A 23,870-nucleotide genomic window follows, 5' to 3' on the forward strand; every position below is an offset into this window, starting at 1 on the left:
ATTTTTTCCATCCCGTATGGCTGTTTATGAGCTCTCAGGCAGGTGGTGAATTATCGTTACGCATTGAGTGAGGGTATGCCATGTCAACGATCATTATGGATTTATGCAGCTACACCCGGCTAGGGTTAACCGGGTACTTAGCAAGCAGAGGGGTAAGAAAGAGAGACATCAACGATGCACACACCGTTGAAGAACTCGCAGCCGCTTGTGAGACTCACAAGCCCGGCGTGGTGTTTATTAATGAGGACTGTTTCATTCGCGACCCCGCTAACAGTCAGCACATTAAGCAGATCATTAATCAGCATCCCAGAACCCTGTTTATTGTTTTTATGGCGATCGCCAATATTCATTTCGATGAGTATTTGTTGGTGCGTAAAAACTTATTAATCAGTTCGAAATCGATTAAACCAGAGTCGCTTGATGACATTCTGGGCGATTATTTGAATAAAGAAGTTAAGAATGTAGGGGCGGTTAACTTACCCACTCTATCATTAAGCAGAACTGAATCAAGTATGCTAAGAATGTGGATGGCTGGACAAGGGACAATTCAGATCTCAGACCAGATGAATATCAAGGCAAAAACAGTATCGTCACACAAAGGAAATATTAAAAGGAAAATTAAAACGCATAATAAGCAAGTGATATACCATGTCGTACGCCTGACAGATAATGTGACGAATGGGATTTTCGTTAATATGCGCTAATTTGCACGGCCATGTTGTACCCTACCTTGATCTCTGGCCTGGCCAGAGATTTTGCTTTTCAGCAGCCGGGCCGGGGAGAAGACGCCCCCGACGCCGCCCTATTCCGCCGTTTCCACAAAGATCCCATCCGGGTGCCCCAGTTCGTTGAAGAACCAGATGCCGAGCGGGTAATCTTCCAGCGACACCAGATACATTGTGCCTTCATTAAACTCTTCTATTGCCAGCACCACGCCCGGGCGGCGCGGCCCACCGTCCGTTTTGACGGTTACCCGATCGTTGACCTTCATACATTCCTCCTGTGGTTTTGAGCCAGTGTAGAACAAATTACCCTGGCTGGCATCGCCGCCTGACGCGAATGGCGTTTTTGTGTGCGGTCTATACTTAGCTGTTGAGACGGTTAAATGAGGAGCCCGCCATGAAGACTGACAAAGAGTACAGCGACACCATTAAGCGTGAGGTGGAAGTGGATGTCGATGCCCTGCTTGCCGCCATTAATGAAATCAGTGAGTCCGAAGTTCATCGCGCGGAGGATAATTCAGACCGTGTCGTGGTCAATGGTCGTGATTACCATACCTACCGTGAACTGGCTGAAGCATTCGAGCTGGATATCCATGACTTTAGCGTCTCGGAAACGAACCGCTAAGGCGAAAAAAATCCCGGTCATGGGGATGACCGGGATCAAACTTGCTTATGCAAGAAGCACTTGTAAATTCGTTACACCAGGAAATCTGATGCAGGTAAGACATTATCCCCAACAGATTTGTCTTACAAGCATATATTCTCTTAGCGAATATTATATTTTATACATGTGAATTTTGGTTATGAGTATAAACATGCGCCGCGTGTGGGTTTATCGGGATCGTTTCCACTTCAACGGGACATCAATGCTGAGTTTTTTTAAGACTTTTCTTAGATGAACATCATTATTCAGGAGACGTTATGCCTTCGCTAAAGGAGACTCTGCTCGTCTTTACCGATCTCGACGGTACGCTGCTGGATTTTCACACTCTCGACTGGCAGCCTGCCGCTTCCTGGCTGAAGAGTTTACAGGATGAACAGGTACCAGTCATTCTGTGCAGCAGCAAAACCGCGTCCGAAATGCGTGACATCCAGCAGGAACTTGGCCTTGGCGGGCTGCCCTACATTGCGGAAAACGGCGCGGTGATCCAGCCTGACGTACGGTGGGAAAACGCCGCACGGTTCATCTCAGAAAAGAAGCATGACGATATCCGGCAGTTTATTGCCCGGGTACGCCAGGAGATGCATCTGAAATTCACCACCTTCGACGATGTGGATGAGCGCGTGGTCGCCGAATGGACCGGGCTAAGCCGTCCCCGAGCGGCGCTTGCACGTAAACACGAGGCTTCCGTGACGCTGATCTGGCGTGACAGTGATGAACAAATGAAACGCTTCGCAGCCGAACTGGCCCGACAGGGGCTGAAGATCGTCCCGGGTGCTCGCTTCTGGCATATTCTGGACACGAGCTGTGGCAAAGACGTGGCGGTGCACTGGCTTGTGGAACAGTATCGCCTGCACGACGGATTTGACCCGACAACGCTGGGCCTGGGCGACGGCCCCAATGATGCCCCTCTGCTGGACAGCGTAGCCTTCGCCGTGGTGGTGAAAGGCTTCAACCGGGAGGGGGTCAGCCTTAAGAACAACGATCCCACACGGGTTTATCGCACTCAGCACACCGGACCGGCCGGCTGGCGCGAGGGGCTTGATTACTTTTTAACGTGATCCTGCCAGATGACCCGGTTACGCCCGCGCTGTTTCGCCTCATACAGACGCGCATCGGCGGTGGATTGCAGATTTTCGAAGTGATAATTGCCCTTCTCCTGCGCGCCAGAGACGCCAAACGACGCGCTCACGCGCAGGGTAGTACTTTTCTTAATCAGGATCTCTTTGCTGTCGATACGCTCACGGATCTGCTCTGCAACTTCCGCCGCCTCTTCAAGCGTCATGCCGGGCAGCACCACACAGAACTCTTCGCCGCCGACGCGCCCGGCAATATCTTTAGTGCGCAGGGTACTGGCAATCAGCCCCGCAGCATGGGACAACACCTTATCACCCGCCTGGTGCCCGAACCGGTCATTAATGCTCTTAAAGCAGTCAAGATCGATCTGGATGACAGAGAAAGGCAGCGCCTGCTGTTCACACTGCTTCGCCAGTATTTTCGCCCGCTCAAACAGCGACCCACGATTATTCAACCGGGTCAGAGGGTCGTGCCAGGCCTGCCATTGCAGCGAATTCTGCAACGAATACATATTACTGACCATGCGCCGGATCACCAGCCATGAGATGAGCAGCATCGCGGTGAACAGCGCCCAAAGCAATGCCAGCACAATACTGATGCTGCCGAAATCGCCGCGCACCCCTTCTTCCAGGGTGTGCACGCGCAGGACGATGCCATCAAAGTGGTCGAGACGCTCCCAGCTGACAAAACGACTCCCCAGGCGAATGCCGCCTTCGGAATCCGATTCTATTGCGTGCGCTATCTGCGCTAGTTCGGGCGCGTCAAAATGATTAACGTCCGCAGCAGATGATCCAGACGTCGCGAGCAGGGTGAGACGACTGTCATACAGCTGGTATTCCCCTTCCGGGTTATCGCCTACGGCCTCCACCAGCAGACGACGCAGGGTGGCAAAGGTGAAATCCATCGCCACCACGCCATACCAGACGTGATTGTAATAAACAGGCACACTGGCGGTGATCAGCGGCTTTTTGCCCACAAAGGAGGAAGGAGGCGAGATAAACCAGCGCACGGCACGCGCACGGTTCTCACGCTCGGACTGTTGGGTAAACCAGGGCTGAGTGACCAGATGGTAGTAACGCTGCACGATATCGCTGGCATTTTCCGGCGTATCCGTTTCCAGAAAGAATCCGGCGCGAGAGACATAAATCACGCGCTCTTCGTTGCCGGAAGAACTGGATGCCAGACGCAATAAATACCCCACTTCAAGCGCGGCGGACAGTTCATTATCAAGAAACTCATCATCGCGATTCAGAAGGGTGGTCTTTTCAACGAAGGCATCAGACACACCGTTGATCGGCAATGTGCGCTGTTTATCAACCTCAATTTGCCAGGTGGGGGATGCGCGCAAACGGGCAAAACGCTTTACCGCATCATGCAGCACGCCAAACGCCAGCGGCGTTTCCAGCGCATCACGCATGCTGTGGCGAAAAAACAGCATTTTATCGACGCTGAACTGGAGTTGTCTGTCCAGCGCACTGGCAACCGTTTCCAGATGGTTACGCTGACTGGAGATATAGGCATCTTCCAGTACCACAACTTCGCGCCAGGTCAGGAGGGTGGAAAAGATCAGGACAACGATAAAACAGAGGTTAACAACCAAACGGGGATTGCTACGCTTATGCAGCCACTGCAAAAAAGATTGTTTTACAACAAAGGTATTGTGCTGCACACGCACTCCCTGAGTGTCGCTCACCATCCGATATGATAAGTCTTCTGCCAGTAAAAACGCCCGGCAAGGCCGGGCGTTGTGTGATTAAGCCTTATCGCGTTTTTGCCTTTTATCACCAGGCTGAAGCTCATCTTCACGAAAAGCCTCCCGCTTAATGCCGTATCCGTCATGCCACCGGCACTCCACCATTCCACTGGAATAACCGGTGACAATCATGCATGGACCACCATTCTTTGGCTTAACTTCATCACTGACCAAAAAGACCATACCTGCCTCCTGTATCAGGGTGAAACGTTTTCAATTTAGACGAGGAATGGTCTTTTTGCATCCGGGGTCAGCAAAAATTAATGCGATTTTCCGCGTACTTTTTCTACCAGCTTGACCACTGCCACCACAATGACACCTACGATAAAGCCCAACACAAGGTTAAGTAGCGTCGGCAGAATGGCGGCGATCACCGAACCGTGTCCCGACGCCAGATGTTCAATTGCATGATGCAGCGAAGCAACGCCGTGCACGATAATACCGCCGCCGACCAGGAACATCGCCAGAGTTCCCACTATCGACAAACTTTTCATCAGCCACGGCGCCAGCACCAGCAGGCTTTTGCCAATAACGCGGGCAATGGCGCTGGATTTTTTTTCCAGCCAGAAGCCGATATCATCCAGCTTGACGATCAGACCGACCAGCCCATACACCCCAACCGTTACAAGAATGGCAATCAACGAAAGCACCATGACCTGATTCATCAGCGGTGCTTCGGATACGATCCCAAGCGTAATCGCCACAATCTCGGCCGAAAGGATGAAGTCAGTACGGATCGCACCTTTGACCTTATCGCGCTCGAACGTTTTTGGATCCTGCGCGGCCAGCGCTTCCAGACGCTGCTGGCGCATTTCCGGGGTGTCTTTCTCTTTGCGTGCGGCAAACATATGCAATACTTTTTCGGCACCCTCGAAGCACAGGAACGCCCCGCCAATCATCAGCAATGGCGTAATGGCCCAGGGTATAAAGGCGCTAATCAGAAGCGCCAGCGGAACAAGGATCACCTTGTTAATAAAGGACCCTTTCGCTACGCCCCACACCACCGGCAGCTCACGGTTCGCCCGCACGCCGCTGACCTGCTGCGCGTTAAGCGACAAGTCATCCCCCAGTACCCCGGCGGTTTTTTTCGCCGCCAGTTTTCCCATGACTGAAATGTCATCCAGCAAGGTGGCGATATCGTCCAGTAATGTTAATAAGCTACTTCCTGCCAAAATCTCTATCCTTCTTTTTTTGCTAATTAAGTGAATAGTATGGAACAAAACTCAGCGCCCGGAAACAGGCACCTCACGTCAACAAAAATTTCACATTAACAACACAATTAAAGCACTCGCCAGCCCGATAGTTTTGGCGTTAACTATGAGCGAACTTTTTATTTCGTCGTGAGGGACTATGCGTTTTCGGCATTTATTACCGCTCATTGGAGCACTTTTTTCCCTGTATATCATCTGGGGATCCACCTACTTTGTCATTCGTATTGGCGTGGAAAGCTGGCCCCCGCTGATGATGGCCGGTATTCGTTTCCTTACGGCTGGCGTGCTGCTGATGGCGTTTTTATTGCTGCGCGGCCACAAGCTACCGCCGCTGCGTCCCCTGCTTAACGCCGCCCTGATTGGCCTGCTGCTGCTGGCGGTGGGCAATGGCGCAGTAACCGTCGCCGAACACCAGAACGTGCCGTCGGGCATCGCCGCCGTGGTCGTCGCGACCGTGCCGCTGTTTACGCTCTGCTTTAGTCGTCTGTTCGGGATCCGCACCCGTAAGCTCGAATGGCTGGGCATCGCGATTGGGCTTGTGGGTATTATCATGCTGAACAGCGGCGGTAACCTGAGCGGAAACCCCTGGGCTGCCGTTATGATCATGATCGGCTCGATGAGCTGGGCCTTCGGCTCGGTCTACGGCTCCCGCATTGAACTGCCCTCCGGGATGATGGCGGGTGCCATTGAAATGCTCGCGGCAGGCATCGTGCTGCTGATTGCCTCGGCGTTGACGGGTGAAAAACTGACGGCAATGCCAGATCTCTCAGGTTTCCTGGCCGTCGGGTATCTGGCGCTGTTTGGCTCGATTATTGCCATCAACGCCTATATGTACCTGATCCGCAACGTCTCACCGGCGGTTGCCACCAGCTACGCCTACGTTAACCCGGTGGTTGCCGTGCTGCTGGGTACCGGTTTTGCGGGCGAAGTGCTGTCGACGATTGAATGGCTGGCGCTGGGCGTGATTGTCTTTGCCGTGGTGCTGGTCACGCTGGGTAAATATTTACTGCCCGCGAAACCCATTGTCACGGCGTGTGAGGTGGAGAAACCGTGATCGGGTGAATGCCCTGGGTATCGATCTGCGCGGCCTGACCGCCGCCGCAGATCCACTCTTCCAGCCGCTCCGTCAGTTCCACGTCATTCAGCTTCATTCTTCCGCGCAGTGCGCACTCCCAGACAATCAGCACCCGCCAGCCCTGGGCGTAAAGCTGCGAAACATCGCGTTTATCACGCTCGACGTTCCTGCCAATCTTCTCCAGCCAGAAGTCGGTGCGTGTCGCCGGGACTTTAAACAGATAGCAGTCGTGATGATGCCAGAAACAGCCGTGGGTAAAGATGATGCATTGATACGCATCGATCACGAAATCAGGACGCCCGGCAAGCGTGGCATCCTGAACCCTGAATTCAAACCCGATGGAGGTCAGGAGGCCAGCGATCCGTTTTTCGATCGCGGTATCACGCGTACCGATGGCACGCATGTTTTTACTGCGCGTGGCCTTATTGTGAACGTCCGCCATTGACGGCCTCACTCTGACGCAGCTGAACGGCCTTGCTGATGCGTGAGGCCAGCAGTTTTGCGACGGCGGCAAAGGCTGGCACCACCACCGAGTTGCCAAACTGACGATAGGCTTGTGTATCCGACACCGGAATGCGAAAACTGTAGCCCTGCGGCGCCTCAAAGCCCATTAAGCGGGCGCACTCGCGCGGCGTTAAGCGCCGCGGTCGGTGCTGTTGATTCTGAGGGTCGTCGAAATCTTTTTCGCCCAGCGCCTTATCCCAGCCCCGATCGATAAGAATTTCCGCGCCATCTTTGTAATAGCGCGCCGACAGCGTACGCGTCACGCTGTCAGGATTAAGCGGATTGACCATGCCAAACCCAAAGCCATTGCCTTTGGCCTGATGCTTTTTGGCATAGCGATAGAGGTATTTCCACAGCACTGGCGTCAGAATGAATTTCGCATCGACGGCGGGCTCCAGCAGATCGGCCACTGTCGGACGGCGCGCCGGATACAGCGAGGGCAAATCGCGCAGCGTAAAATCGCCTTTCAGATTGAGATCGCGGCGGAATCCCACCAGCACGATGCGCTCGCGGTGCTGTGGCAGGAAGTGTTTGCCGTCGATAATTTTCGGATCGTCCGGCCCCATGTCCTCTGCATCCGCCACGTCGTAACCCAGTTCATCCAGCGTTTGCATGATAATGCGGAAGGTTTTGCCGCCGTCATGGCTCTTTAAATTCTTGACGTTCTCCAGCACAAAAATTGCCGGGCGGCGGGCATCAATAATCCGGGCAACATCAAAGAACAGTGTGCCCTGCGTATCACAGGCAAAGCCGTGTGCGCGTCCCAGCGCGTTCTTTTTCGACACGCCAGCCAGTGAGAACGGCTGACACGGGAAGCCTGCCAGCAGCACATCGTGCGCCGGAATGGTGTTGCGAATGTGCTCAGCGGCTTCTTCGTCGCTGACGCCGGTTTTGTGGCTCAGGGTGACGTCGCGGATGTCGGCATTAAACTGGTGCTCGTCGGGGTCGCAGTACCAGTTCGCCTTATAGGTGCGGACGGCATGTTTGTTCCATTCACTGGTGAACACGCACTGCCCGCCAATAGCTTCAAAGCCATGGCGAATGCCGCCAATACCGGCAAAGAGATCGATAAAGCGAAAGGCATAATTCGGATGCGCAGCAGGCGGGCGCGGCAGCAGGTTGCGCAGATAACGGAACTCGCCGTCGCTCAGGCGGTGCCCTGCCCTGTCGCTTATCAGCAGCCGCTTGAGTATTGCCGGGCTCCAGTGGCTCTCGCCATGTGCCAGCAGCTGGTTTGCCAGCGTTTTAGCATCATACATTTCCAGCAGCTGACGCAGGAGTGCCTGCACGGCTGCCGTTGATTTCTCAACCCGCTCAGGCGCGGGCACAGTCACTGATCGATTTTCCTGCATTCTCTTAACCGGACAATAAAGACAGAAAACAGAGTACCACAGTTCAGGATCGCACACTGCGACGGAAATGGGTCAATATCTGGCTGTCGGTTCCGAGGTAATCGCCCTGTAATTCGGCACTCAGCTTCGCCATAAACTGGATCAGAAAATCGGCATTGTGACGCGCAAGTTCGCGTCCCCGTGCGGTTTGCATGGTGTCCGGCAGGCGCAGGAGTTTGGTCTGAAAGTGATCGAGCGCGAAAGCTTTATCATCCAGCGCACGCGCCCCGGCAAACGGGTCGTCGGCATCAAACAACGCGGTGCCCAGCGCACCGGACACGGCAAAGACGCGCGCAAGGCCGATGGCGCCTAACGCCTCCAGCCGGTCGGCATCCTGGACCGTTTTGGCCTCCGGGCTTTGCGGCGCGATACCGGCACTGAAGCTGTGTGCTTCAATGGCATGCTCAACGGCCGCATACCGATCGGGCGGAAAATCAGGAAAATCGCGGCTCAGGATCTGGCGCGTTTCTCGCGCTGCCAGCCGCGAGGAGTGACTACGCTGCGGGTGATTTTTCGGCAGGCTGACAATGTCATGGAAGTAGCATGCGGTCAGCACAACCAGCGGATCGCAATCCCCGTCAGCCATAATGGCCTGCGCCGTCATCCAGACGCGGCGAAAATGGGCGATATCGTGCGCCGCATCATCAGTAAAATGATTTTCGTCGAGCCAGCGCTCAAAACGGTGCTGCCACTGAGCAAGTTCCATCATCCCATCCTGTTGCTCAAAAGAGAGTTAATTATAATACACCCGAATCAAAACCCTTAATAAATAGAATTTAGAAATACTTAATAATAATTACCCGCTATATTTTCAATGAATTAATTCATGCGAAAAATAAAGAGATAAAAAGAAATATTTTGTAATGTTTTTACCACTTTAATTACATTTATTTTTGAACCTAAATAATAATCCATAGAATAGTATCAGCCATGTAGTTACGGAGGGTAATTACATATATTCAGAAAATTTATATTTAAAGGGAATATATAATGAAAAGAAAAGTTCTGGCAATTCTCGTACCCGCGTTATTAATGGCTGGCGCAGCAAATGCGGCGGAAATGTATAACAAAGACGGCAACAAAGTTGACCTGTACGGTAAAGTTGATGCACGTCATACCTTCTCCGACAACCCAGGCGACGACGGCGATGAAACCTATGTCCAGATTGGTTTCAAAGGCGAAACACAAATTAATAACGATCTTATTGGTTACGGCCAGTGGGAATATAAAACCTACGCTAACGATACCGAAGGCGCAGGCGACACCTCTTTTAACCGTCTGGCCTTTGCTGGCCTGAAATACGGCGAATATGGCTCATTCGATTATGGCCGTAATTACGGCGTCGTGTATGACGTTGAAGCCTGGACCGATATGCTGCCAGTATTTGGTGGCGACTCCTATACCTGGACCGACAACTATATGGTTGGCCGTACTAACGGTGTGGCGACCTACCGTAATAATGACTTCTTCGGTCTGGTTAACGGCCTGAACTTTGCACTGCAATATCAGGGTGCTAATGAAGGTGCTAACGCAAACGAAAATCAGGAAGGCACCAAAAACGGCCATGATGATGTTCGTTTCCAGAACGGCGACGGCTTCGGTATGTCAACTACCTATGACTTCGATTTCGGTCTGTCGCTGGGTGCCGCTTATTCATCGTCTGACCGTACCAACGACCAGGTTGCTTACGGCGCAGGTACCTATAATCGCTTCAGCAAATATGCCGGCGGTGAACGTGCGGAAGCGTGGACAATCGGTGCAAAATACGATGCGAATGATGTCTACCTGGCAATGATGTATGCGGAAACCCGCAACATGACTCCGTACGGCAACGATGGCATCGCCAACAAAACTCAGAACTTTGAAGCCGTAGCGCAGTACCAGTTTGACTTCGGTCTGCGTCCATCCCTGGCGTGGGTCTATTCTAAAGGCATCGATTTGGGTGGTAACGATTATCATCCAGGCAATGGTTATGACTATGTAGACCAGGATCTGGTTAACTACATCGACGTGGGCATGACCTACAGCTTCAACAAGAACTTCTCCACCTACGTTGATTATAAAATCAACCTGCTGGACGAAGATGATGCCTTCTACAATGACAACGGTATTGCAACCGATGACATCGTTGGCATCGGTATGATCTACCAGTTCTGATCCCCATAAATAGCAAAGCCCGCAACGCGGGCTTTTTTTATTTGACGCTGAAATATTACGGCGCTTCCTGCAAGGCCAGGCGAACAAACCCGTTATTCTGTGCCAGTAATTCATGCGCTTTCCAGGCATCCATACCCGTCAGCACCATTAGCACCGCCGTTTTACACTGATGGTTACAGCTTTCCAGCGCCGCCTTCGCCTGCGCCCGGGAGCATCCCCCCGCTTCCATTACAATGGCAATTTGTCGCTCGGCCCATCTGGTATTGCTTGCCTCCAGATCAACACGCAGGTTGCTGTACACCCGTCCTGTCCGTATCGCCAGACCGGTGGTGACCATATGCATTATCATGCTTTGCGCAATGCCCGCTTTGGCGTTGGTATACCCGGCAACCACATCCGCGCCCAGATCGGGGGCAATAACCATGCTCGCCAGCTGCGCCGCTTCACTTTGCGCATCCTCCGTAATGAGCGCGACCGTTGAGCCCAGAGACCACGCATGACGCATCGCGCCCCAAACCCATGGCGTTTTGCCGCTGACGGACAGCGCCAGCATCATGTCGTGCTCGCCGAATTTTATCGTCTGAAGGTCTGCAACGCCGCGCGCGTAGCTTCCGGCGTTATCGCCTGCTGTCATCGCAATGACCGGATGTTTTCCCGGCGCGAACGCTTCTGCCGCCTGCTTCGCCACACCTCCGGACGCGCCTGCGCCGATCAGCACCAGACGTCCGCCGTGACTAAGCGTCGCCGCCGCGTTATCCACCACGCGAGCCAGCATACTTAAGTGAGGGGTAAGTGCAGAAGAGATTTGTGCGTCATCCTGGTGTATGACATTAAGCATATCCAGCGTAGATAATCTGTCGATGTTCATCGTGCTGGCGTGCCGTCTTTCCCTGGCCGTACCGGTAAGCATAATGCTCATAAACTGCCTCCTTATTATGAGTACCCCCACACTATAAAGTGTTTTATACAGGTCACATGAGAGAAGGCTCACGAAACGCCTCTCTTTACATGGCTTTATGAAATGCCCGTCATCAGCGATAATTAGCCCTTTCTTTTTCATCGCGGAGTGTTAATGAGCGATTTGCAGCCCTTCCCCCCGACGCGCAAGCGCCCTATGAAGCTGAATACGCTGGTTACGCTGATGGTTTGCGCCATTATCGGTTCTGTGCTGCTGGTGGTCTTCGCGCTGTACTCTGTGCAGATCACCCGTGCCACGCGCGATGACGTGAAAGATACTGCGCTGGGTATCGCCCGAACGCTGGCCGACAGCCCGGAGATCAAGCGTGGCCTGATGGAATCGCCGCAGGCCGGCATCATCCAGCCGATTGCCCAGGCGGTGACGAAGCGCAACGACCTGCTGTTTACCGTGGTTACCGACCTGCGTGGGATCCGCTATTCCCATCCAAACGAAGCGCTGTTAGGTTTGCATTTTATTGGCGACGATCTGACGCCCGCCCTCGAAGGGAAAGAGAATGTCTCCGTGAACCGCGGCGCGCTCGCGGAAGCACTGCGCGTCTTTACGCCCGTTTATGACGATCGGCACGACCAGATCGGCGTGGTCGTGGTGGGTATTTCGCTGAATAAAGTTGAAGATCAGATTGCCCGCGGTCGGCTCAATGCCGTGTGGACCATCTTATTCAGCGTTCTGATGAGCTCAGTGGCGATATGGGGTCTGGTCCGGGTTCTGAAACGTATTCTCTTCGGGCTGGAGCCTTACGAGATCTCCGCCCTCTTTGAGCAGCGCCAGGCCATGTTGCAGTCCCTGCGCGAAGGCGTGATGGCTGTTGATATGCACGGGCGCGTGACGATGATTAACCACACCGCCAGAGAAATTTTGCTCCTGAGCTCGGGTGAGCACTCCGAGAGCAGCGGCGAACCACTGCTGGTCAGCCTGCGGGAAGTGGCGAAAACCGGCATTGCTCGTCAGGATCAAGAGATCGGCTGTAACGGACGGCTACTGCTGTGCAACATGGTCCCCGTGAAAAGCCAGAATCAGGTGATCGGGGCAATCAGCACCTTCCGCGATAAGACCGAAATCAGCCAGTTAATGCAGCGTATCGATGGTATGGTCAACTATGTTGATGCCCTGCGCTCACATACGCATGAGTTTATGAACAAGCTGCACGTGATCCTCGGCCTGCTGCACATGAAGCGCTACGATAAGCTGGAAGAGTACATCATCCAGACCGCACAGAATTATCAGACGGATATCGGCGCGATACAGCGCAAGGTTAAATCGCCGGTCATTGCGGGTTTCCTGCTGGGTAAAATCAACCGCGCCAAAGAGGCGGGAGTGACCCTGACGCTGGCCGAGGAGAGTCAGCTTCCTGACACCAGCAATGAAGAGCAGGTTGCGGTTCTGATCACCGTGCTGGGCAATTTAATCGAAAATGCCCTGGATGCGATGGAAGGTCAGCCGGAAGGCGAGATCGGCCTGCTGCTGCATTATCAGAACGGCTGGCTGAGCGGTGAGGTCAGCGATGACGGTCCCGGCATTGATCCCGAGCGGCTGGAGGCTATTTTTACAAAGGGCTACTCAACAAAAGGTGAAAACCGTGGCGTTGGGCTGTTCCTTGCACGTCAGCAGATCCAGAACCTGGGCGGAGATATTACCGTCGAGTCGGAGCCTGGCGTATTTACCCAATTTTTTGTTCAGATCCCCTGGGATAGCGAGAGGAATATCGCGTGATAAATGTATTAATTGTCGATGATGACGCCATGGTAGCCGACCTCAACCGTCTGTATGTTAACCGCGTTGAGGGTTTTAACTGCTGCGGCGTCGCTTCCACGCTCAACCAGGCCGAAGCATTGATCGCAAACCCAGGCCAGCCGATCGATCTGGTGCTGCTGGATGTCTATATGCAGCAGGATAACGGGCTGGATCTATTGCCCATCATCCGGGCATCGGGCCGCCCGATTGACGTTATCATGATTTCGTCAGCATCCGACGCCGCAACGATCCAGACGTCGATACACTATGGCGTGGTGGATTACCTGATTAAACCGTTCCAGTTCCCGCGTTTTGAAGAGGCGCTGAACGGCTGGAAGGCAAAGCGCAGTCTGATGGGCTCGCATCAGTATTATGAACAGGCCGACGTCGACAGGCTGATCCACGGCGGCGCGCCGGAGCTGGCCGACAGCAAAAAATTACCGAAAGGCTTAACGCCGCAGACGCTGCGCACCATTTGCCAGTGGATCGACAGCCATCCGGAGATAGAATTTTCCACCGACGATCTGGCGAATGCGGTCAACATTTCCCGCGTCTCCTGCCGCAAATACCTGATCTGGCTGGCGCAAATCAATATCCTGTTCACCAGCATTCACTACGGTGCCACCGGTCGACCGGTATATCGCTACCGTTTGCAGCCGGAACAGGTCCGCCTGCTCAAACAGTACTGCCAGTAATTCGGTAGCTGTCGTCCAGAAGGGTAAAACGGAAGTGGTGCATCGAGGAGATCACCACTTCTTTTGTTTTGGTGACAAAAATGGCTTCAATATCGGGGCGCGAACGCAGCGCGGCGCAGCCCTGCTCCACGCCCATGCCGTAGATCAGCGTGGTCCAGATATCGCCGTCGAGGGAGTCTTGCGAAATAATCGTCACGCTGTCCAGTTCGTTATCCAGCGGGTAGCCGGTTCGCGGGTCAAGTATGTGATGATAACGTTTGCCGTTCTGCTCGAAGTAGCGCTCATAGGTGCCTGACGTCACAACCGACCGGTTTTCTACCGTTATGGCGCCAATCAGCGCGTCACCGGCGAACGGTTTTTTCAGCCCGACGCGCCAGCCACCCTCCGGCGAGCCTAACGTCTGGACGTTGCCGCCAAGGTTGATCAACCCGAGTTCGGCGCCCTCTTTATGCAAGTAATCCCGCACCCTGTCGGCGATATAACCTTTGGCGATAGCCCCCAGATCGATCTCCATTCCCTGGCGTGTAAGAAACACGCTGCTGTTGGCGTCATCCAGTACCACGTTCGCAGGATCCGTGATACTCAGCAAGGCGGCGATCTCGTCCGCGGGCGGTACAGCGTCCCCCTTAAAGCCAATTTTCCAGCGTTTGACCAGCGGACCTATCGCCAGGTTGAACGCACTGTCTGTAGGCAGGCTGGCCGCTTTCGCGCAGCGGATCAGGTCAAACACCGGGCGACTGACGACAACCGGATGCTGACCGGCAGCATGGTTGACATCCATCACCTGCGAATCCGCACGGTTGACGGTGAGGAGATCTTCGTACTGTTTGATCAGGCGAAACACGCGGGACGCGAGGGCTTCGTCATGGGAGAAGAGTTTCAGGAGGATGGGCGAGCCCATCAGAACGGCGTTGTAGCTGTAAACGCGATGGCTATCAGGCATTACATAAGTCCTCAGATGTAGCCCCGGCAAGCACCGCGCCGCCGGGGAAACAGGAGCCTTACCGTGTTTTCGAACGCATAGCCGCCTGATGTCCGGCAAGCGTACCAAAAATAATGATATCTGCCACCGCATTACCACCGATGCGGTTACCGCCGTGGATACCCCCGACAACCTCACCCGCAGCAAAGGCTCCCGGCAATACGTTGTGGTTGCTGTCCAGCACGCAGGTTTCTGTATTGATGGTCACACCGCCCATGGTGTGGTGCACGCCCGGCGCAATCTGAATGGCATAGAACGGCCCTTCGTTGATAGGCGCACGCAGCGCGGTGGTGCGGCCAAAATCATCGTCATGCTGTTTTTCCACAAAGCCGTTGTAGCGTTCCAGCGTTGCCAGGAACTGGTGGTGATCCATCCCCAGCGCTTCCGCCAGGGCTTTTGGCGAGCTGGCGCTGGTGACAAACCCTTTCGCGATGTACTCATCCGCGGCTTTGTTTTTGGCGCGAACATGCTCGTCAAAGACGATGTAAGCGTATTTCTCCGGCAGCGCGATGATTTGCGCCGAAACTTTGTCGCGGGTCGACATTTCGTTATAGAAGCGGTTGCCCTGCTGGTTTACCAGAATCGCCCCGCCGCCGCGGATGGATTCGGAAATCAGGTACGACGTTTTCTGCTCAACGGTTGGGTGGATCTGGATTTCGCCCATATCGACGGTGCCTGCGCCAATACGCTCCAGCAGTGCGATACCGCCGCCGGTTGCGCCTTTGTGGTTAGTCGTCACGAACCCTTCCAGGTCCGGACGGTATTTCACCACCATCTGGCTGTTGGCGCTGAAGCCGCCCGTCGCGACAATTACGCTTTTGGTTGCCACGGTGAGGGTTTCGTTCTCTTCGGTGGTCAGACGCACGCCGGTCACTTCGCCGTTTTCGAAGATGATGTCGCTCACGGAGGTATCCAGCATCACCTCGATGTTGCGTTTGTTGACATTGCGCACCAGGCCGCTAATCAGATATCCGCCCACCGCGGAACCATCTTTCGGACGGTGCGTACGGTCGATGCTCATCCCGCCGGTGGTGGTGATGTCGTTGAGCATAATGCCGCGCGTTGCCAGCCATTCGATGGCCTGCGGCGCGTTCTCGACAAAGCGACGCAGCAGTTCAGGGTTGTTCTTATTGCCACCGCCTTTCAGGCTTTCCTGGTAGAACAGCTCTTTGCTGTCCTGAATGCCCTTCACGCGCTGGAAGCGGGTCTCCGCCGCGTTCATCCCGGCAGAGGCTTTAATGGTGTTCCCGCCAATAGTCGGCATTTTCTCAACGATCAGCACGCTCGCGCCTTCGTCGTGAGCCTGAATCGCCGCCGCCAGACCGGCGCCGCCGCTGCCGACCACCACCACGTCCACGCTTTTAGCCTCATTCGGGTCAGCGCCCTCTTCTGCCGCCAGCGCTTTGCTGGATTTCAGCATCGCCTTCGAGACCGCTTTTTTCACCGCCTCGCTCTGGCTGGTTGCGCCGGTGATAGCATCCACGTGCGGGGTATTGGCATCCAGAATTCGGGTACGGATCTCTTCGAAGCTGGTGACAAACTCGACGTCTTCACTCGGGCCGGAGGCCAGTTCGATATCGGCGATGCGATCGGTTTCGAGGCTGACGTTAATCACCAGTTCGTTAGCATCGTCCTGCACTTTTTCAATAAAGGTGCCCGGTTTGAATTTAGATTCGCCCATGCTCATGTCGCGGATCATCGCTTCCACCAGCGAGAAGCGCCACAGCGGTTCCGGGATGCTCAGTTCTTCGCGTCGGGTACTGTCCATAAATAGCTCCAGGCTTTCGCCCGCCGCGATGCGATCGGTCCAGTCCGGATAGGCGATGGTGGCGCGGCCAACGGCAATCAGGTCGTAACCGTGATCCAGCGCTTCATTCACATCCGTGGCATTCACCACGCCGCCAACGCCCATCACCGGTACCTGCGCCAGCGTGTCAGAGCGCATGGCGCAGTATTTTTCGATAAGTGGCGTCGGGTCCTGAGTATCGACGATAGAAGGACGCAGGGCGGCGCCAAGGGAGAAGTGCAGATAATCCACCCCACGAGCGGCCAGTTTTTCCAGCAGATACAGGGTGTCTTCGAAGCGAATGCCGGGGACTTCCAGCTCTTCCGGTGAGAAACGGTAGCCAATGATAAACGCGTCGTCCGCGTACTGGCGCACCATCTTATGGGTAATGTCCAGCACCGCCAGCGGGAATTTCGCGCGGTTATCGCGGCTGCCACCCCACTCGTCGTCGCGCTGATTAGAGTTCGGGGAGTAGAACTGCTGGATCAGATAGGTATTCGCCCCGTGGATTTCGACGCCATCGAAGCCGGCCTGAATTGCGCGGCGTACGGCTTCGCCGAACTTGCCGATCATGCCCTCCACTTCTTCTGAAGTCAGAGCAACCGGCGTCGCGGCACCGTCACGCGGCGCGGCAACCGCGCTTGGGCCAACCGGCGTGCGGCCGCCGATCAGTTTTGGGTCGACCATACGGCCGCCGTGGTAAATTTGCAGAAGGGCTTTGGAACCTTTGGACTTAATGGCGTCAGCGATTTTTGCCAGTCCGGCGATTTTTTCGTCGTTATCAATACCAATTGCGCCCGGGAACGCAAGGCCGAGATCGTCAACAAAACAGCATTCAACGATAATGGTGCCGATGCTGCCAGCGCGGGCGCGGTAGTACTCCACCAGCTCGCTGGTCACGGTGCCATCGTAATACCCCGTACAGGTTGTCATCGGGGCCATTAACAAACGGTTTTTCAGTTCAGTACCATTCGGTAATGTGAAGGGGCTTAAAATACGTTCGTTAGTGCTCATAATAGAAACTCCAAACTTTAAAAATTAAGAATTCGTTATCGGTATGGATTTTTTATTTCGTGTTTTTGCCGATGTCATGACATTAATATAAAGCTTTTTTTAGTTTCTAAAGTCATTACGTTAGTTAATAAACTATTTAATCCCTGCGATAACATTAATAACACATTGGTGTTAGCGCGAATGTTTTATACGTTCACATTAATTTAAAAAAAGTTAAATCAACAATGGTAAGGCCAATACACCATACACACCAAAAACCCTTTAAAATCAAAACGTAAAATACAGTCCAAACTATTAATGTTATAAAATTGATAAATAAAATGCTTAAAAATAGCGAATAACCACACTACTCAGAGTGGTTATTATAAAAAGTATAAAATTACGTCCTCAATTCTGTTTTTTTGATCGCGATCAATAGTAATGGCATCCAAAGGCGCAATATAAAAACATCATCATTTTTTATTTAGCGCAAACAATAATGCGTTAAATCGCTATTACTGAAAACACAAAAACGCACCTTAAATAACTAAAAAAAGCAAAACGAATAAAGCAATCGAATTTGTGTTTTCGCTGTACGACGAATTTTTGACAACTTAAGACGTGATACTATGAAAACAAAAACTGCTGTAACGCCTCCTGCGGCGAATCTGGCATCAAATGGAACAGCAAAACGCCTGCTGATGATGGCCCTGCCCGTCATTGTCGCCGTCCTGCTGTTGTTTGTCCCCGTTCCGGAAGGGCTGCCGCCATATGCGTGGCACTACTTCGCCATCTTTGTTGGCGTCATCGTCGGGTTGATTTTCGAACCTCTGCCGGGCGCCGTAATCGGCCTCACCGGCGTGGTGGCGATTGCGCTATGCAGCCAGTGGGTGCTCTTTAGCCCCGAACAGCTGGCTGACCCGAAATTCAAGCTGGCGGGCGCCTCCTTTAAATGGGCGGTGAGCGGGTTTGGTAACTCCACCGTGTGGCTGATCTTCGGTGCCTTTATGTTCGCCGCAGGCTACGACAAAACCCGCTTCGGCCGCCGTCTGGCGCTGATTCTGGTGAAGTACCTGGGCCGTCGCAGCCTGACGCTCGGTTACGCCATTACCTTCGCGGACCTGCTGCTGGCCCCGTTCACCCCGTCCAATACCGCGCGCAGCGGCGGGACCATCTACCCGATTATCGCTAACCTGCCGCCGTTGTACGGTTCAAAACCCAACGACCCAAGCGCGCGCAAAATCGGTTCCTATCTGATGTGGGTGGCAATCACCGCGGCTTGTATCACCAGCTCGATGTTCCTTTCCGCTCTGGCACCTAACCTGCTGGCACTGGCGCTGGTGAAAAGCACCGTTGGAATTGATATCTCCTGGGGGACCTGGTTCCTCGCCTTCCTGCCGCTGGGTATCCTGCTGATCCTGACCATGCCGCTACTGGCCTACTGGTTCTACCCGCCAGAAGTGAAGGTAAACAATGAAGTACCACTGTGGGCGACCCGCGAACTGGAAAAACTGGGCAAACTGTCGCGCAATGAGATCCTGCTGCTGGTATTCGTGTGCTGCGCGCTGCTGATGTGGATCTTCGCCGCGGCGTGGATTGAACCGGCCATGGCTGCCCTGCTGATCGTTGGCCTGATGCTGTGGACCGGCGTGCTGGAGTGGAACGACATCACCGGCAACAAAGCCGCGTGGAATACCTTCGTCTGGTTCGCCACCCTGGTGGCACTGGCGGATGGTCTCTCCTCCACCGGCTTTATCAGCTGGCTGGGTAAAGAAGGCGGCATGCTGATGAGCGGTATCTCTCCGGGTGTCGCCACCATCGTCCTGCTGCTGGCGTTCTACCTGCTGCACTACCTGTTCGCCAGCACCACCGCGCACACCACGGCGCTGCTGCCTGCGATGCTGACCATCGCCTCCACCATTCCGGGCATGAATATGGAAGTGTTCGTCCTGCTGATGGTGACCTCGCTGGGCGTGATGGGGATCATCACCCCGTACGGTACGGGCCCAAGCCCGATTTACTACGGTAGCGGCTACCTGCCAACCAAAGACTACTGGCGCCTCGGCACCATCTTCGGTGCCATTTTCCTGGCAGCTCTGCTGCTGATTGGTTACCCGTGGATGTCCATGATGTTCTGATTTCTGACCGCCGGACATTTCCTCCGGCGGTTAAATTTTTGTGGAGCAAGCTATGTCAAACAAACCCTTTATCTACCAGAACCCCTTCCCACTCGCGCATGACGACACCGAATATTATCTGCTGACCAAAGAGCACGTTTCCGTTGCCGAGTTCGACGGTCAGGAAGTGCTGAAAGTCGAGCCAGAGGCGTTGACCCTGCTGGCCCAGCAGGCCTTCCACGACGCAGCGTTTATGCTGCGCACCTCTCACCAGAAGCAGGTTGCGGCTATTCTGAGCGACCCGGAAGCCAGCGAGAACGATAAGTACGTTGCCCTGCAATTCCTGCGCAACTCCGAGATTGCGGCGAAAGGCGTGCTGCCCACCTGTCAGGATACCGGCACGGCAATCATTATGGGTAAGAAAGGCCAACGCGTCTGGACCGGCGGCGGTGACGAAGCCGCGCTGAGCCAGGGCGTGTATAACACCTATATTGAAGACAACCTGCGCTACTCGCAGAATGCGGCGCTGGATATGTATAAAGAGGTGAATACTGGCACCAACCTGCCCGCGCAGATCGACCTCTACAGCGTGGATGGTGACGAGTACAAATTCCTCTGCATGGCGAAAGGCGGCGGTTCCGCCAACAAAACTTATCTGTATCAGGAAACCAAAGCGCTGATCACCCCGGCGAAGCTGAAAAATTATCTGGTTGAGAAGATGCGGACCCTCGGCACCGCGGCCTGCCCGCCTTACCATATCGCCTTCGTTATCGGCGGCACCTCAGCGGAAGCCACGCTGAAAACCGTCAAGCTCGCCTCTGCGCGCTACTACGATAGCCTGCCAACCGAAGGCAACGCGCACGGCCAGGCGTTCCGCGACGTCCAGCTCGAGCAGGAACTGCTTCAGGAAGCGCAAAACCTCGGCCTTGGCGCACAGTTTGGCGGGAAATACTTCGCGCACGATATTCGCGTGATCCGTCTGCCGCGCCACGGTGCCTCCTGTCCAATCGGCATGGGCGTCTCCTGCTCCGCTGACCGTAATATCAAAGCGAAAATCAACCGCAACGGGATCTGGATTGAGAAGCTGGAGCACAATCCGGGCCAGTATATTCCTGAATCCCTGCGCCAGCAGGGAGAAGGCGACGTGGTAAGCATTGATCTGAACAAGCCGATGCCCGATATTCTGGCGCAGCTTTCCGCGCACCCGGTCTCCACCCGCCTGTCGCTGAATGGCACCATTATTGTGGCGCGCGACATCGCCCATGCGAAGCTGAAAGAACTGCTCGATAACGGCGAAGCCCTGCCGCAGTACGTCAAAGATCACCCGATTTACTATGCAGGCCCGGCCAAAACGCCAGAAGGTTACGCGTCTGGCTCACTCGGCCCGACCACTGCGGGACGTATGGACTCCTATGTGGACTTACTGCAATCCCACGGCGCGAGCATGATCATGCTGGCGAAAGGTAACCGCAGCCAGCAGGTGACGGACGCCTGCCATAAACACGGCGGCTTCTACCTCGGCAGCATCGGCGGCCCGGCGGCGGTGCTGGCGCAAAACAGCATCAAGAGCCTGGAGTGCGTCGCTTATCCGGAGCTGGGTATGGAAGCGATCTGGAAAATTGAAGTGGAGAACTTCCCGGCGTTTATCCTGGTGGATGACAAAGGCAACGACTTCTTCCAGCAGATCCAGAATAAACAGTGCAAAGGGTGTTCACAGCGCTGAGCGTTTCCATAACGCCGGAAGCTGCGAGAGCGTATCGTTGATTAGCCCGCGCTTGTCGCTGCCCGGCTTCCAGATGGTGACTATCGTCTGGCTTATCCCCTGGCTGCCCACTTCGGTGGGCAGCCTTTTTACATTTTTCCACTGCGTTGCGTGAAGATGGGTCGGCAAAAACCCCCAGCCGCAGCCCTGCTCCAGCAGGCCGCGCAGCATCTCCAGTTCGTTAGTGAAAAGCGTGTGCCCTGAAATTTGCAGGCGACGGGCAACCGGCTCGTCTGACGCGGCATGCATAATCACCTGCGGAACCAGAGAGAGGTCGAGCAGCGACACCGGCGACGCAACCTCCGCAAAAAGCGCCGTTGCGGCGTAAAAATCCATTTCGATCGCCCCCAGCGCCCGCCACTCCATCTCATTGCCCACGCTGCGGTTGCGCGCCTGGCAGATCCCCAGATCGGCCTGACCGTTCGCCAGCATGGCTTCCGCCTCATCGCGCGATGCGCTGGTCAGGCTCAGGCGGATCTTTTTCGCCGCCAGTGTGGCAATCAGCGCCTGTAAAAAAGCTCTGGGGGTGAACGGATCGTAAACGAGGGCAATGTCCTGCGTGGCACTATCCGGCACCGATCGGGCAAACGCCTCAAATGCTTTGACCTGCCGCATCAGCAGGTGCGCCTGCCGCTGAAGCTGCTCCCCCTCCGGCGTCAGGCGCAGGCTGCGCCCCTCCCGCAGGAACAGAGCGTAGCCCAGCCCATCCTCAAGAAAATCGATCAGATCCCGCAGGGTTGTACGATCTTTGCCGAGTTTACTGGCCGCCTTCATCAGGCTGCCGTGCTCAGCGACGGCGGTGAACGCCTCAAGTTGGGCAAAGGAATAGATCAGTGATGCCACGTCATTCTCCACGCGATTTTTCCGGGGGATTTTCCCCCATAACGCGTTTTTTATTATAGGCCGCAGGTTCTTAAACTGAAGTCCTTCCTGAGCCAAACGAGATAAATATGAAAATCAAAACAAACCGCACACTGCTCGCGGCGCTGGTTGTCAGCAGCCTGCTCTCGCCCGCCGTCATGGCGGCCTGCAACGGTACCGACCTCACGACCTGTCCGGCGCCTTTCGATGCCAGACTCCCGGACGCACATACCATGCTCACCTGGAGCCAGGCCGATCGCGTGGTGGGCTTTCGCAATGACTACCGCAACTACGCGGGCGATGTGTTCCGCCACGGCAACGCAACGCCGCTGCTGCCCGCAGAAAAACCGCTCACCGATGCCCGCTATCAGGTGAAGGGTAAGATTTACAATCTTCAGGATTACCTGAAACGCCAGAACGTCAGCGGCATGCTGGTGCTTAAAAATGGCAAAGTGGCCTATAAATACCTGGGAGAAGGCAATACCAACACAACGCTCTGGACGTCGCGTTCCGTGGGCAAATCGGTGGTTTCCGCGCTGGTGGGCGTTGCGATAAAAGAGGGTAAAATCCACTCACTGGACGACCTCATCACCCAGTACGAACCGGATTTAAAAGGCACCGCCTGGGAGGGCGTAACGCTAAAACAGCTCATCACCCACACCTCGGGCGTGGCGTGGAACGAAGATTACACTAACCCGCAGTCAGACTTCGCCCGGCTTACCGAATGCGAAGCGAAACCGGGCACCTACGACTGCGTGCGCACCCTGGTGAAAGGATTACACCGTGAACACCCGGCGGGTGAAAACTGGTCCTATTCCTCGGGTGGCGCCTGGCTGTTAGGCGATGTGCTTGAGCGCGCCACCGGCATGACGCTCGCGGCGTATCTGGAGAAAAGCATCTGGCAGCCGTACGGCATGGCGAGCGACGGCGTGTGGCATGCCTACAGCAAAGGCCAGCACGACGTGGGTGCGCATGGGTTCAACGCCACGCTGGAAGACTGGGGGCGTTTCGGGGAGTTTATCCTGCATAACGGTACGCTGCCGGACGGAAAGCAGATCCTCCCCGAGGGCTGGGTGAAACAGTCCTCAGCCTGGACACAGGCCAAAGGATCGGTGTCCGAGGCGCATCCGAAGGGGTTGTACGGCTACCAGTGGTGGAACAACGAAGTGCCGGCCACCGCCACAAACGTGGAGCCGAAAGTCGAAAATTCGCTGAAGGATTCCCTGTGGGCGCTGGGTATTTTTGGTCAGATGATCGTGGTTAATCAGAAAGAAAAACTGGTTATCGTCCAGTGGTCCACCTGGCCGCAGGCAGAGCCGTCATTCAGCGCCCAGCCGCTGGAAGCGTCGCTGATGTTTAGCGCGATTGCCAACGCGCTGCGCTGATAATCCCAAGCCAGGCCCCGCCTGGCTT

The 23,870-nt window shown here is 54.8% G+C and carries 21 protein-coding genes; 10 read left to right on the plus strand and 11 right to left on the minus strand.

What is annotated here, in order from left to right; all coding sequences use genetic code 11:
* Nucleotides 1-80: 80 nt before the first annotated feature.
* Nucleotides 81-704 (plus strand): transcriptional regulator RcsA, encoded by a 624-nt coding sequence (gene rcsA / locus ACQG0S_RS13910; RefSeq protein WP_426750510.1) that lies wholly within the window; start codon nucleotides 81-83, stop codon nucleotides 702-704.
* Between the two features lie 98 nt (nucleotides 705-802).
* Here rcsA and dsrB read toward each other — a convergent pair whose 3' ends face one another.
* Nucleotides 803-991, minus strand: a complete 189-nt coding sequence (gene dsrB, locus ACQG0S_RS13915) for a protein DsrB (RefSeq protein WP_003859583.1) — start codon at nucleotides 989-991, stop codon at nucleotides 803-805.
* A 128-nt stretch (nucleotides 992-1,119) separates the two neighbouring features.
* Between dsrB and yodD the strand changes: the two genes are divergently transcribed.
* Together yodD and ACQG0S_RS13925 are read left to right on the plus strand one after the other, a co-directional pair.
* A complete protein-coding gene (yodD, locus tag ACQG0S_RS13920) occupies nucleotides 1,120-1,347 on the plus strand; it encodes a YodD family peroxide/acid resistance protein (protein WP_017383339.1) in 228 nt (75 codons plus the stop codon).
* 296 nt (nucleotides 1,348-1,643) lie between these two features.
* Nucleotides 1,644-2,444: a mannosyl-3-phosphoglycerate phosphatase-related protein gene (locus ACQG0S_RS13925; RefSeq protein ID WP_426750512.1), complete on the plus strand. Its 801-nt coding sequence runs from the start codon at nucleotides 1,644-1,646 to the stop codon at nucleotides 2,442-2,444.
* Here ACQG0S_RS13925 and dgcQ read toward each other — a convergent pair.
* The 3 genes from dgcQ to ACQG0S_RS13940 all read right to left on the minus strand — a co-directional run bounded on the left by dgcQ (nucleotide 2,429) and on the right by ACQG0S_RS13940 (nucleotide 5,388).
* Nucleotides 2,429-4,129, minus strand: a complete 1,701-nt coding sequence (gene dgcQ / locus ACQG0S_RS13930) for a cellulose biosynthesis regulator diguanylate cyclase DgcQ (RefSeq protein WP_032671304.1) — start codon at nucleotides 4,127-4,129, stop codon at nucleotides 2,429-2,431. The two genes, ACQG0S_RS13925 and dgcQ, sit on opposite strands and share 16 nt — an antisense overlap.
* 84 nt (nucleotides 4,130-4,213) lie before the next feature.
* On the minus strand, nucleotides 4,214-4,396 hold the full coding sequence (locus tag ACQG0S_RS13935) for a YodC family protein (RefSeq protein WP_022648559.1): 183 nt from the start codon (nucleotides 4,394-4,396) through the stop codon (nucleotides 4,214-4,216).
* Nucleotides 4,397-4,473: 77 nt separating this feature from the next.
* Complete coding sequence (locus ACQG0S_RS13940; protein ID WP_169441341.1) at nucleotides 4,474-5,388, minus strand: DUF808 family protein; 915 nt, start codon at nucleotides 5,386-5,388, stop codon at nucleotides 4,474-4,476.
* Between the two features lie 175 nt (nucleotides 5,389-5,563).
* Between ACQG0S_RS13940 and yedA the strand changes: the two genes are divergently transcribed.
* Complete coding sequence (gene yedA / locus ACQG0S_RS13945) at nucleotides 5,564-6,478, plus strand: drug/metabolite exporter YedA (RefSeq protein ID WP_022648561.1); 915 nt, start codon at nucleotides 5,564-5,566, stop codon at nucleotides 6,476-6,478.
* On the opposite strand, the gene ACQG0S_RS13950 is transcribed toward yedA, so the two are convergent.
* From ACQG0S_RS13950 to ACQG0S_RS13960, 3 genes are read right to left on the minus strand one after another with little or no spacing between them, the layout of a single operon-like run.
* Nucleotides 6,450-6,941: a very short patch repair endonuclease gene (locus tag ACQG0S_RS13950; RefSeq protein ID WP_022648562.1), complete on the minus strand. Its 492-nt coding sequence runs from the start codon at nucleotides 6,939-6,941 to the stop codon at nucleotides 6,450-6,452. The genes yedA and ACQG0S_RS13950 overlap by 29 nt on opposite strands.
* The gene (locus ACQG0S_RS13955) at nucleotides 6,922-8,355 is read right to left on the minus strand and encodes a DNA cytosine methyltransferase (RefSeq protein ID WP_426750514.1); all 1,434 of its coding nucleotides are present in this window, start codon (nucleotides 8,353-8,355) and stop codon (nucleotides 6,922-6,924) included. Before ACQG0S_RS13955 ends, ACQG0S_RS13950 begins: the two co-directional genes overlap by 20 nt.
* Nucleotides 8,356-8,398: 43 nt before the next feature.
* A complete protein-coding gene (locus ACQG0S_RS13960; RefSeq protein ID WP_022648564.1) occupies nucleotides 8,399-9,100 on the minus strand; it encodes a phosphohydrolase in 702 nt (233 codons plus the stop codon).
* 284 nt (nucleotides 9,101-9,384) lie between these two features.
* Here ACQG0S_RS13960 and ompC point away from each other — a divergent pair, with 284 nt between their 5' ends.
* Nucleotides 9,385-10,551, plus strand: a complete 1,167-nt coding sequence (gene ompC, locus ACQG0S_RS13965) for a porin OmpC (RefSeq protein WP_022648565.1) — start codon at nucleotides 9,385-9,387, stop codon at nucleotides 10,549-10,551.
* Between the two features lie 55 nt (nucleotides 10,552-10,606).
* Here the strand turns inward: ompC and ACQG0S_RS13970 are convergent, their stop codons facing one another.
* Nucleotides 10,607-11,470: an N-acetylmuramic acid 6-phosphate etherase gene (locus tag ACQG0S_RS13970; protein ID WP_023300495.1), complete on the minus strand. Its 864-nt coding sequence runs from the start codon at nucleotides 11,468-11,470 to the stop codon at nucleotides 10,607-10,609.
* A gap of 153 nt (nucleotides 11,471-11,623) precedes the next feature.
* On the opposite strand from ACQG0S_RS13970, the gene ACQG0S_RS13975 reads away from it, so the two are divergent.
* Nucleotides 11,624-13,240 carry a sensor histidine kinase gene (locus ACQG0S_RS13975; protein WP_032624010.1) on the plus strand — a complete coding sequence of 539 codons (1,617 nt, stop codon included), beginning with the start codon at nucleotides 11,624-11,626 and terminating at the stop codon, nucleotides 13,238-13,240.
* Nucleotides 13,237-13,956: a two-component system response regulator DcuR gene (gene dcuR, locus ACQG0S_RS13980; RefSeq protein ID WP_048966304.1), complete on the plus strand. Its 720-nt coding sequence runs from the start codon at nucleotides 13,237-13,239 to the stop codon at nucleotides 13,954-13,956. The genes ACQG0S_RS13975 and dcuR overlap by 4 nt, the downstream gene beginning before the upstream one ends.
* On the opposite strand, the gene ACQG0S_RS13985 is transcribed toward dcuR, so the two are convergent.
* A complete protein-coding gene (locus tag ACQG0S_RS13985; RefSeq protein WP_038416330.1) occupies nucleotides 13,937-14,899 on the minus strand; it encodes an FAD:protein FMN transferase in 963 nt (320 codons plus the stop codon). The two genes, dcuR and ACQG0S_RS13985, sit on opposite strands and share 20 nt — an antisense overlap.
* A 58-nt stretch (nucleotides 14,900-14,957) precedes the next feature.
* Nucleotides 14,958-17,738 (minus strand): flavocytochrome c, encoded by a 2,781-nt coding sequence (locus ACQG0S_RS13990; RefSeq protein ID WP_048966303.1) that lies wholly within the window; start codon nucleotides 17,736-17,738, stop codon nucleotides 14,958-14,960.
* 608 nt (nucleotides 17,739-18,346) lie between these two features.
* Between ACQG0S_RS13990 and ACQG0S_RS13995 the strand changes: the two genes are divergently transcribed.
* Entirely contained in the window at nucleotides 18,347-19,855 is a 1,509-nt protein-coding gene (locus ACQG0S_RS13995) for an anion permease (RefSeq protein WP_072201094.1), read from the plus strand.
* A 52-nt stretch (nucleotides 19,856-19,907) separates the two neighbouring features.
* The gene (gene fumA, locus ACQG0S_RS14000) at nucleotides 19,908-21,557 is read left to right on the plus strand and encodes a class I fumarate hydratase FumA (protein WP_023300500.1); all 1,650 of its coding nucleotides are present in this window, start codon (nucleotides 19,908-19,910) and stop codon (nucleotides 21,555-21,557) included.
* Here fumA and ACQG0S_RS14005 read toward each other — a convergent pair.
* Nucleotides 21,546-22,451 carry a LysR family transcriptional regulator gene (locus ACQG0S_RS14005; protein WP_048966302.1) on the minus strand — a complete coding sequence of 302 codons (906 nt, stop codon included), beginning with the start codon at nucleotides 22,449-22,451 and terminating at the stop codon, nucleotides 21,546-21,548. The two genes, fumA and ACQG0S_RS14005, sit on opposite strands and share 12 nt — an antisense overlap.
* 95 nt (nucleotides 22,452-22,546) lie before the next feature.
* Between ACQG0S_RS14005 and ACQG0S_RS14010 the strand changes: the two genes are divergently transcribed.
* Entirely contained in the window at nucleotides 22,547-23,842 is a 1,296-nt protein-coding gene (locus ACQG0S_RS14010) for a serine hydrolase domain-containing protein (protein ID WP_048966301.1), read from the plus strand.
* The last annotated feature ends 28 nt before the right edge of the window (nucleotides 23,843-23,870 follow it).

The organism is Enterobacter cloacae complex sp. 418I7, from assembly GCF_050030705.1.
In the GTDB taxonomy this organism is placed as follows: Bacteria; Pseudomonadota; Gammaproteobacteria; order Enterobacterales; family Enterobacteriaceae; genus Enterobacter; species Enterobacter intestinihominis.

What these genes read in the sequence shown, in the direction of transcription:
- rcsA (WP_426750510.1), top strand. Translation starts at nt 81, where the DNA reads ATGTCAACGATCATTATGGATTTATGCAGCTACACCCGGCTAGGGTTA.
- dsrB (WP_003859583.1), bottom strand. Translation starts at nt 991, where the DNA reads ATGAAGGTCAACGATCGGGTAACCGTCAAAACGGACGGTGGGCCGCGC.
- yodD (WP_017383339.1), top strand. Translation starts at nt 1,120, where the DNA reads ATGAAGACTGACAAAGAGTACAGCGACACCATTAAGCGTGAGGTGGAA.
- ACQG0S_RS13925 (WP_426750512.1), top strand. Translation starts at nt 1,644, where the DNA reads ATGCCTTCGCTAAAGGAGACTCTGCTCGTCTTTACCGATCTCGACGGT.
- ACQG0S_RS13935 (WP_022648559.1), bottom strand. Translation starts at nt 4,396, where the DNA reads ATGGTCTTTTTGGTCAGTGATGAAGTTAAGCCAAAGAATGGTGGTCCA.
- yedA (WP_022648561.1), top strand. Translation starts at nt 5,564, where the DNA reads ATGCGTTTTCGGCATTTATTACCGCTCATTGGAGCACTTTTTTCCCTG.
- ACQG0S_RS13950 (WP_022648562.1), bottom strand. Translation starts at nt 6,941, where the DNA reads ATGGCGGACGTTCACAATAAGGCCACGCGCAGTAAAAACATGCGTGCC.
- ACQG0S_RS13955 (WP_426750514.1), bottom strand. Translation starts at nt 8,355, where the DNA reads ATGCAGGAAAATCGATCAGTGACTGTGCCCGCGCCTGAGCGGGTTGAG.
- ACQG0S_RS13960 (WP_022648564.1), bottom strand. Translation starts at nt 9,100, where the DNA reads ATGGAACTTGCTCAGTGGCAGCACCGTTTTGAGCGCTGGCTCGACGAA.
- ompC (WP_022648565.1), top strand. Translation starts at nt 9,385, where the DNA reads ATGAAAAGAAAAGTTCTGGCAATTCTCGTACCCGCGTTATTAATGGCT.
- ACQG0S_RS13970 (WP_023300495.1), bottom strand. Translation starts at nt 11,470, where the DNA reads ATGAGCATTATGCTTACCGGTACGGCCAGGGAAAGACGGCACGCCAGC.
- ACQG0S_RS13975 (WP_032624010.1), top strand. Translation starts at nt 11,624, where the DNA reads ATGAGCGATTTGCAGCCCTTCCCCCCGACGCGCAAGCGCCCTATGAAG.
- ACQG0S_RS13985 (WP_038416330.1), bottom strand. Translation starts at nt 14,899, where the DNA reads ATGCCTGATAGCCATCGCGTTTACAGCTACAACGCCGTTCTGATGGGC.
- ACQG0S_RS13990 (WP_048966303.1), bottom strand. Translation starts at nt 17,738, where the DNA reads ATGAGCACTAACGAACGTATTTTAAGCCCCTTCACATTACCGAATGGT.
- ACQG0S_RS13995 (WP_072201094.1), top strand. Translation starts at nt 18,347, where the DNA reads ATGAAAACAAAAACTGCTGTAACGCCTCCTGCGGCGAATCTGGCATCA.
- fumA (WP_023300500.1), top strand. Translation starts at nt 19,908, where the DNA reads ATGTCAAACAAACCCTTTATCTACCAGAACCCCTTCCCACTCGCGCAT.
- ACQG0S_RS14010 (WP_048966301.1), top strand. Translation starts at nt 22,547, where the DNA reads ATGAAAATCAAAACAAACCGCACACTGCTCGCGGCGCTGGTTGTCAGC.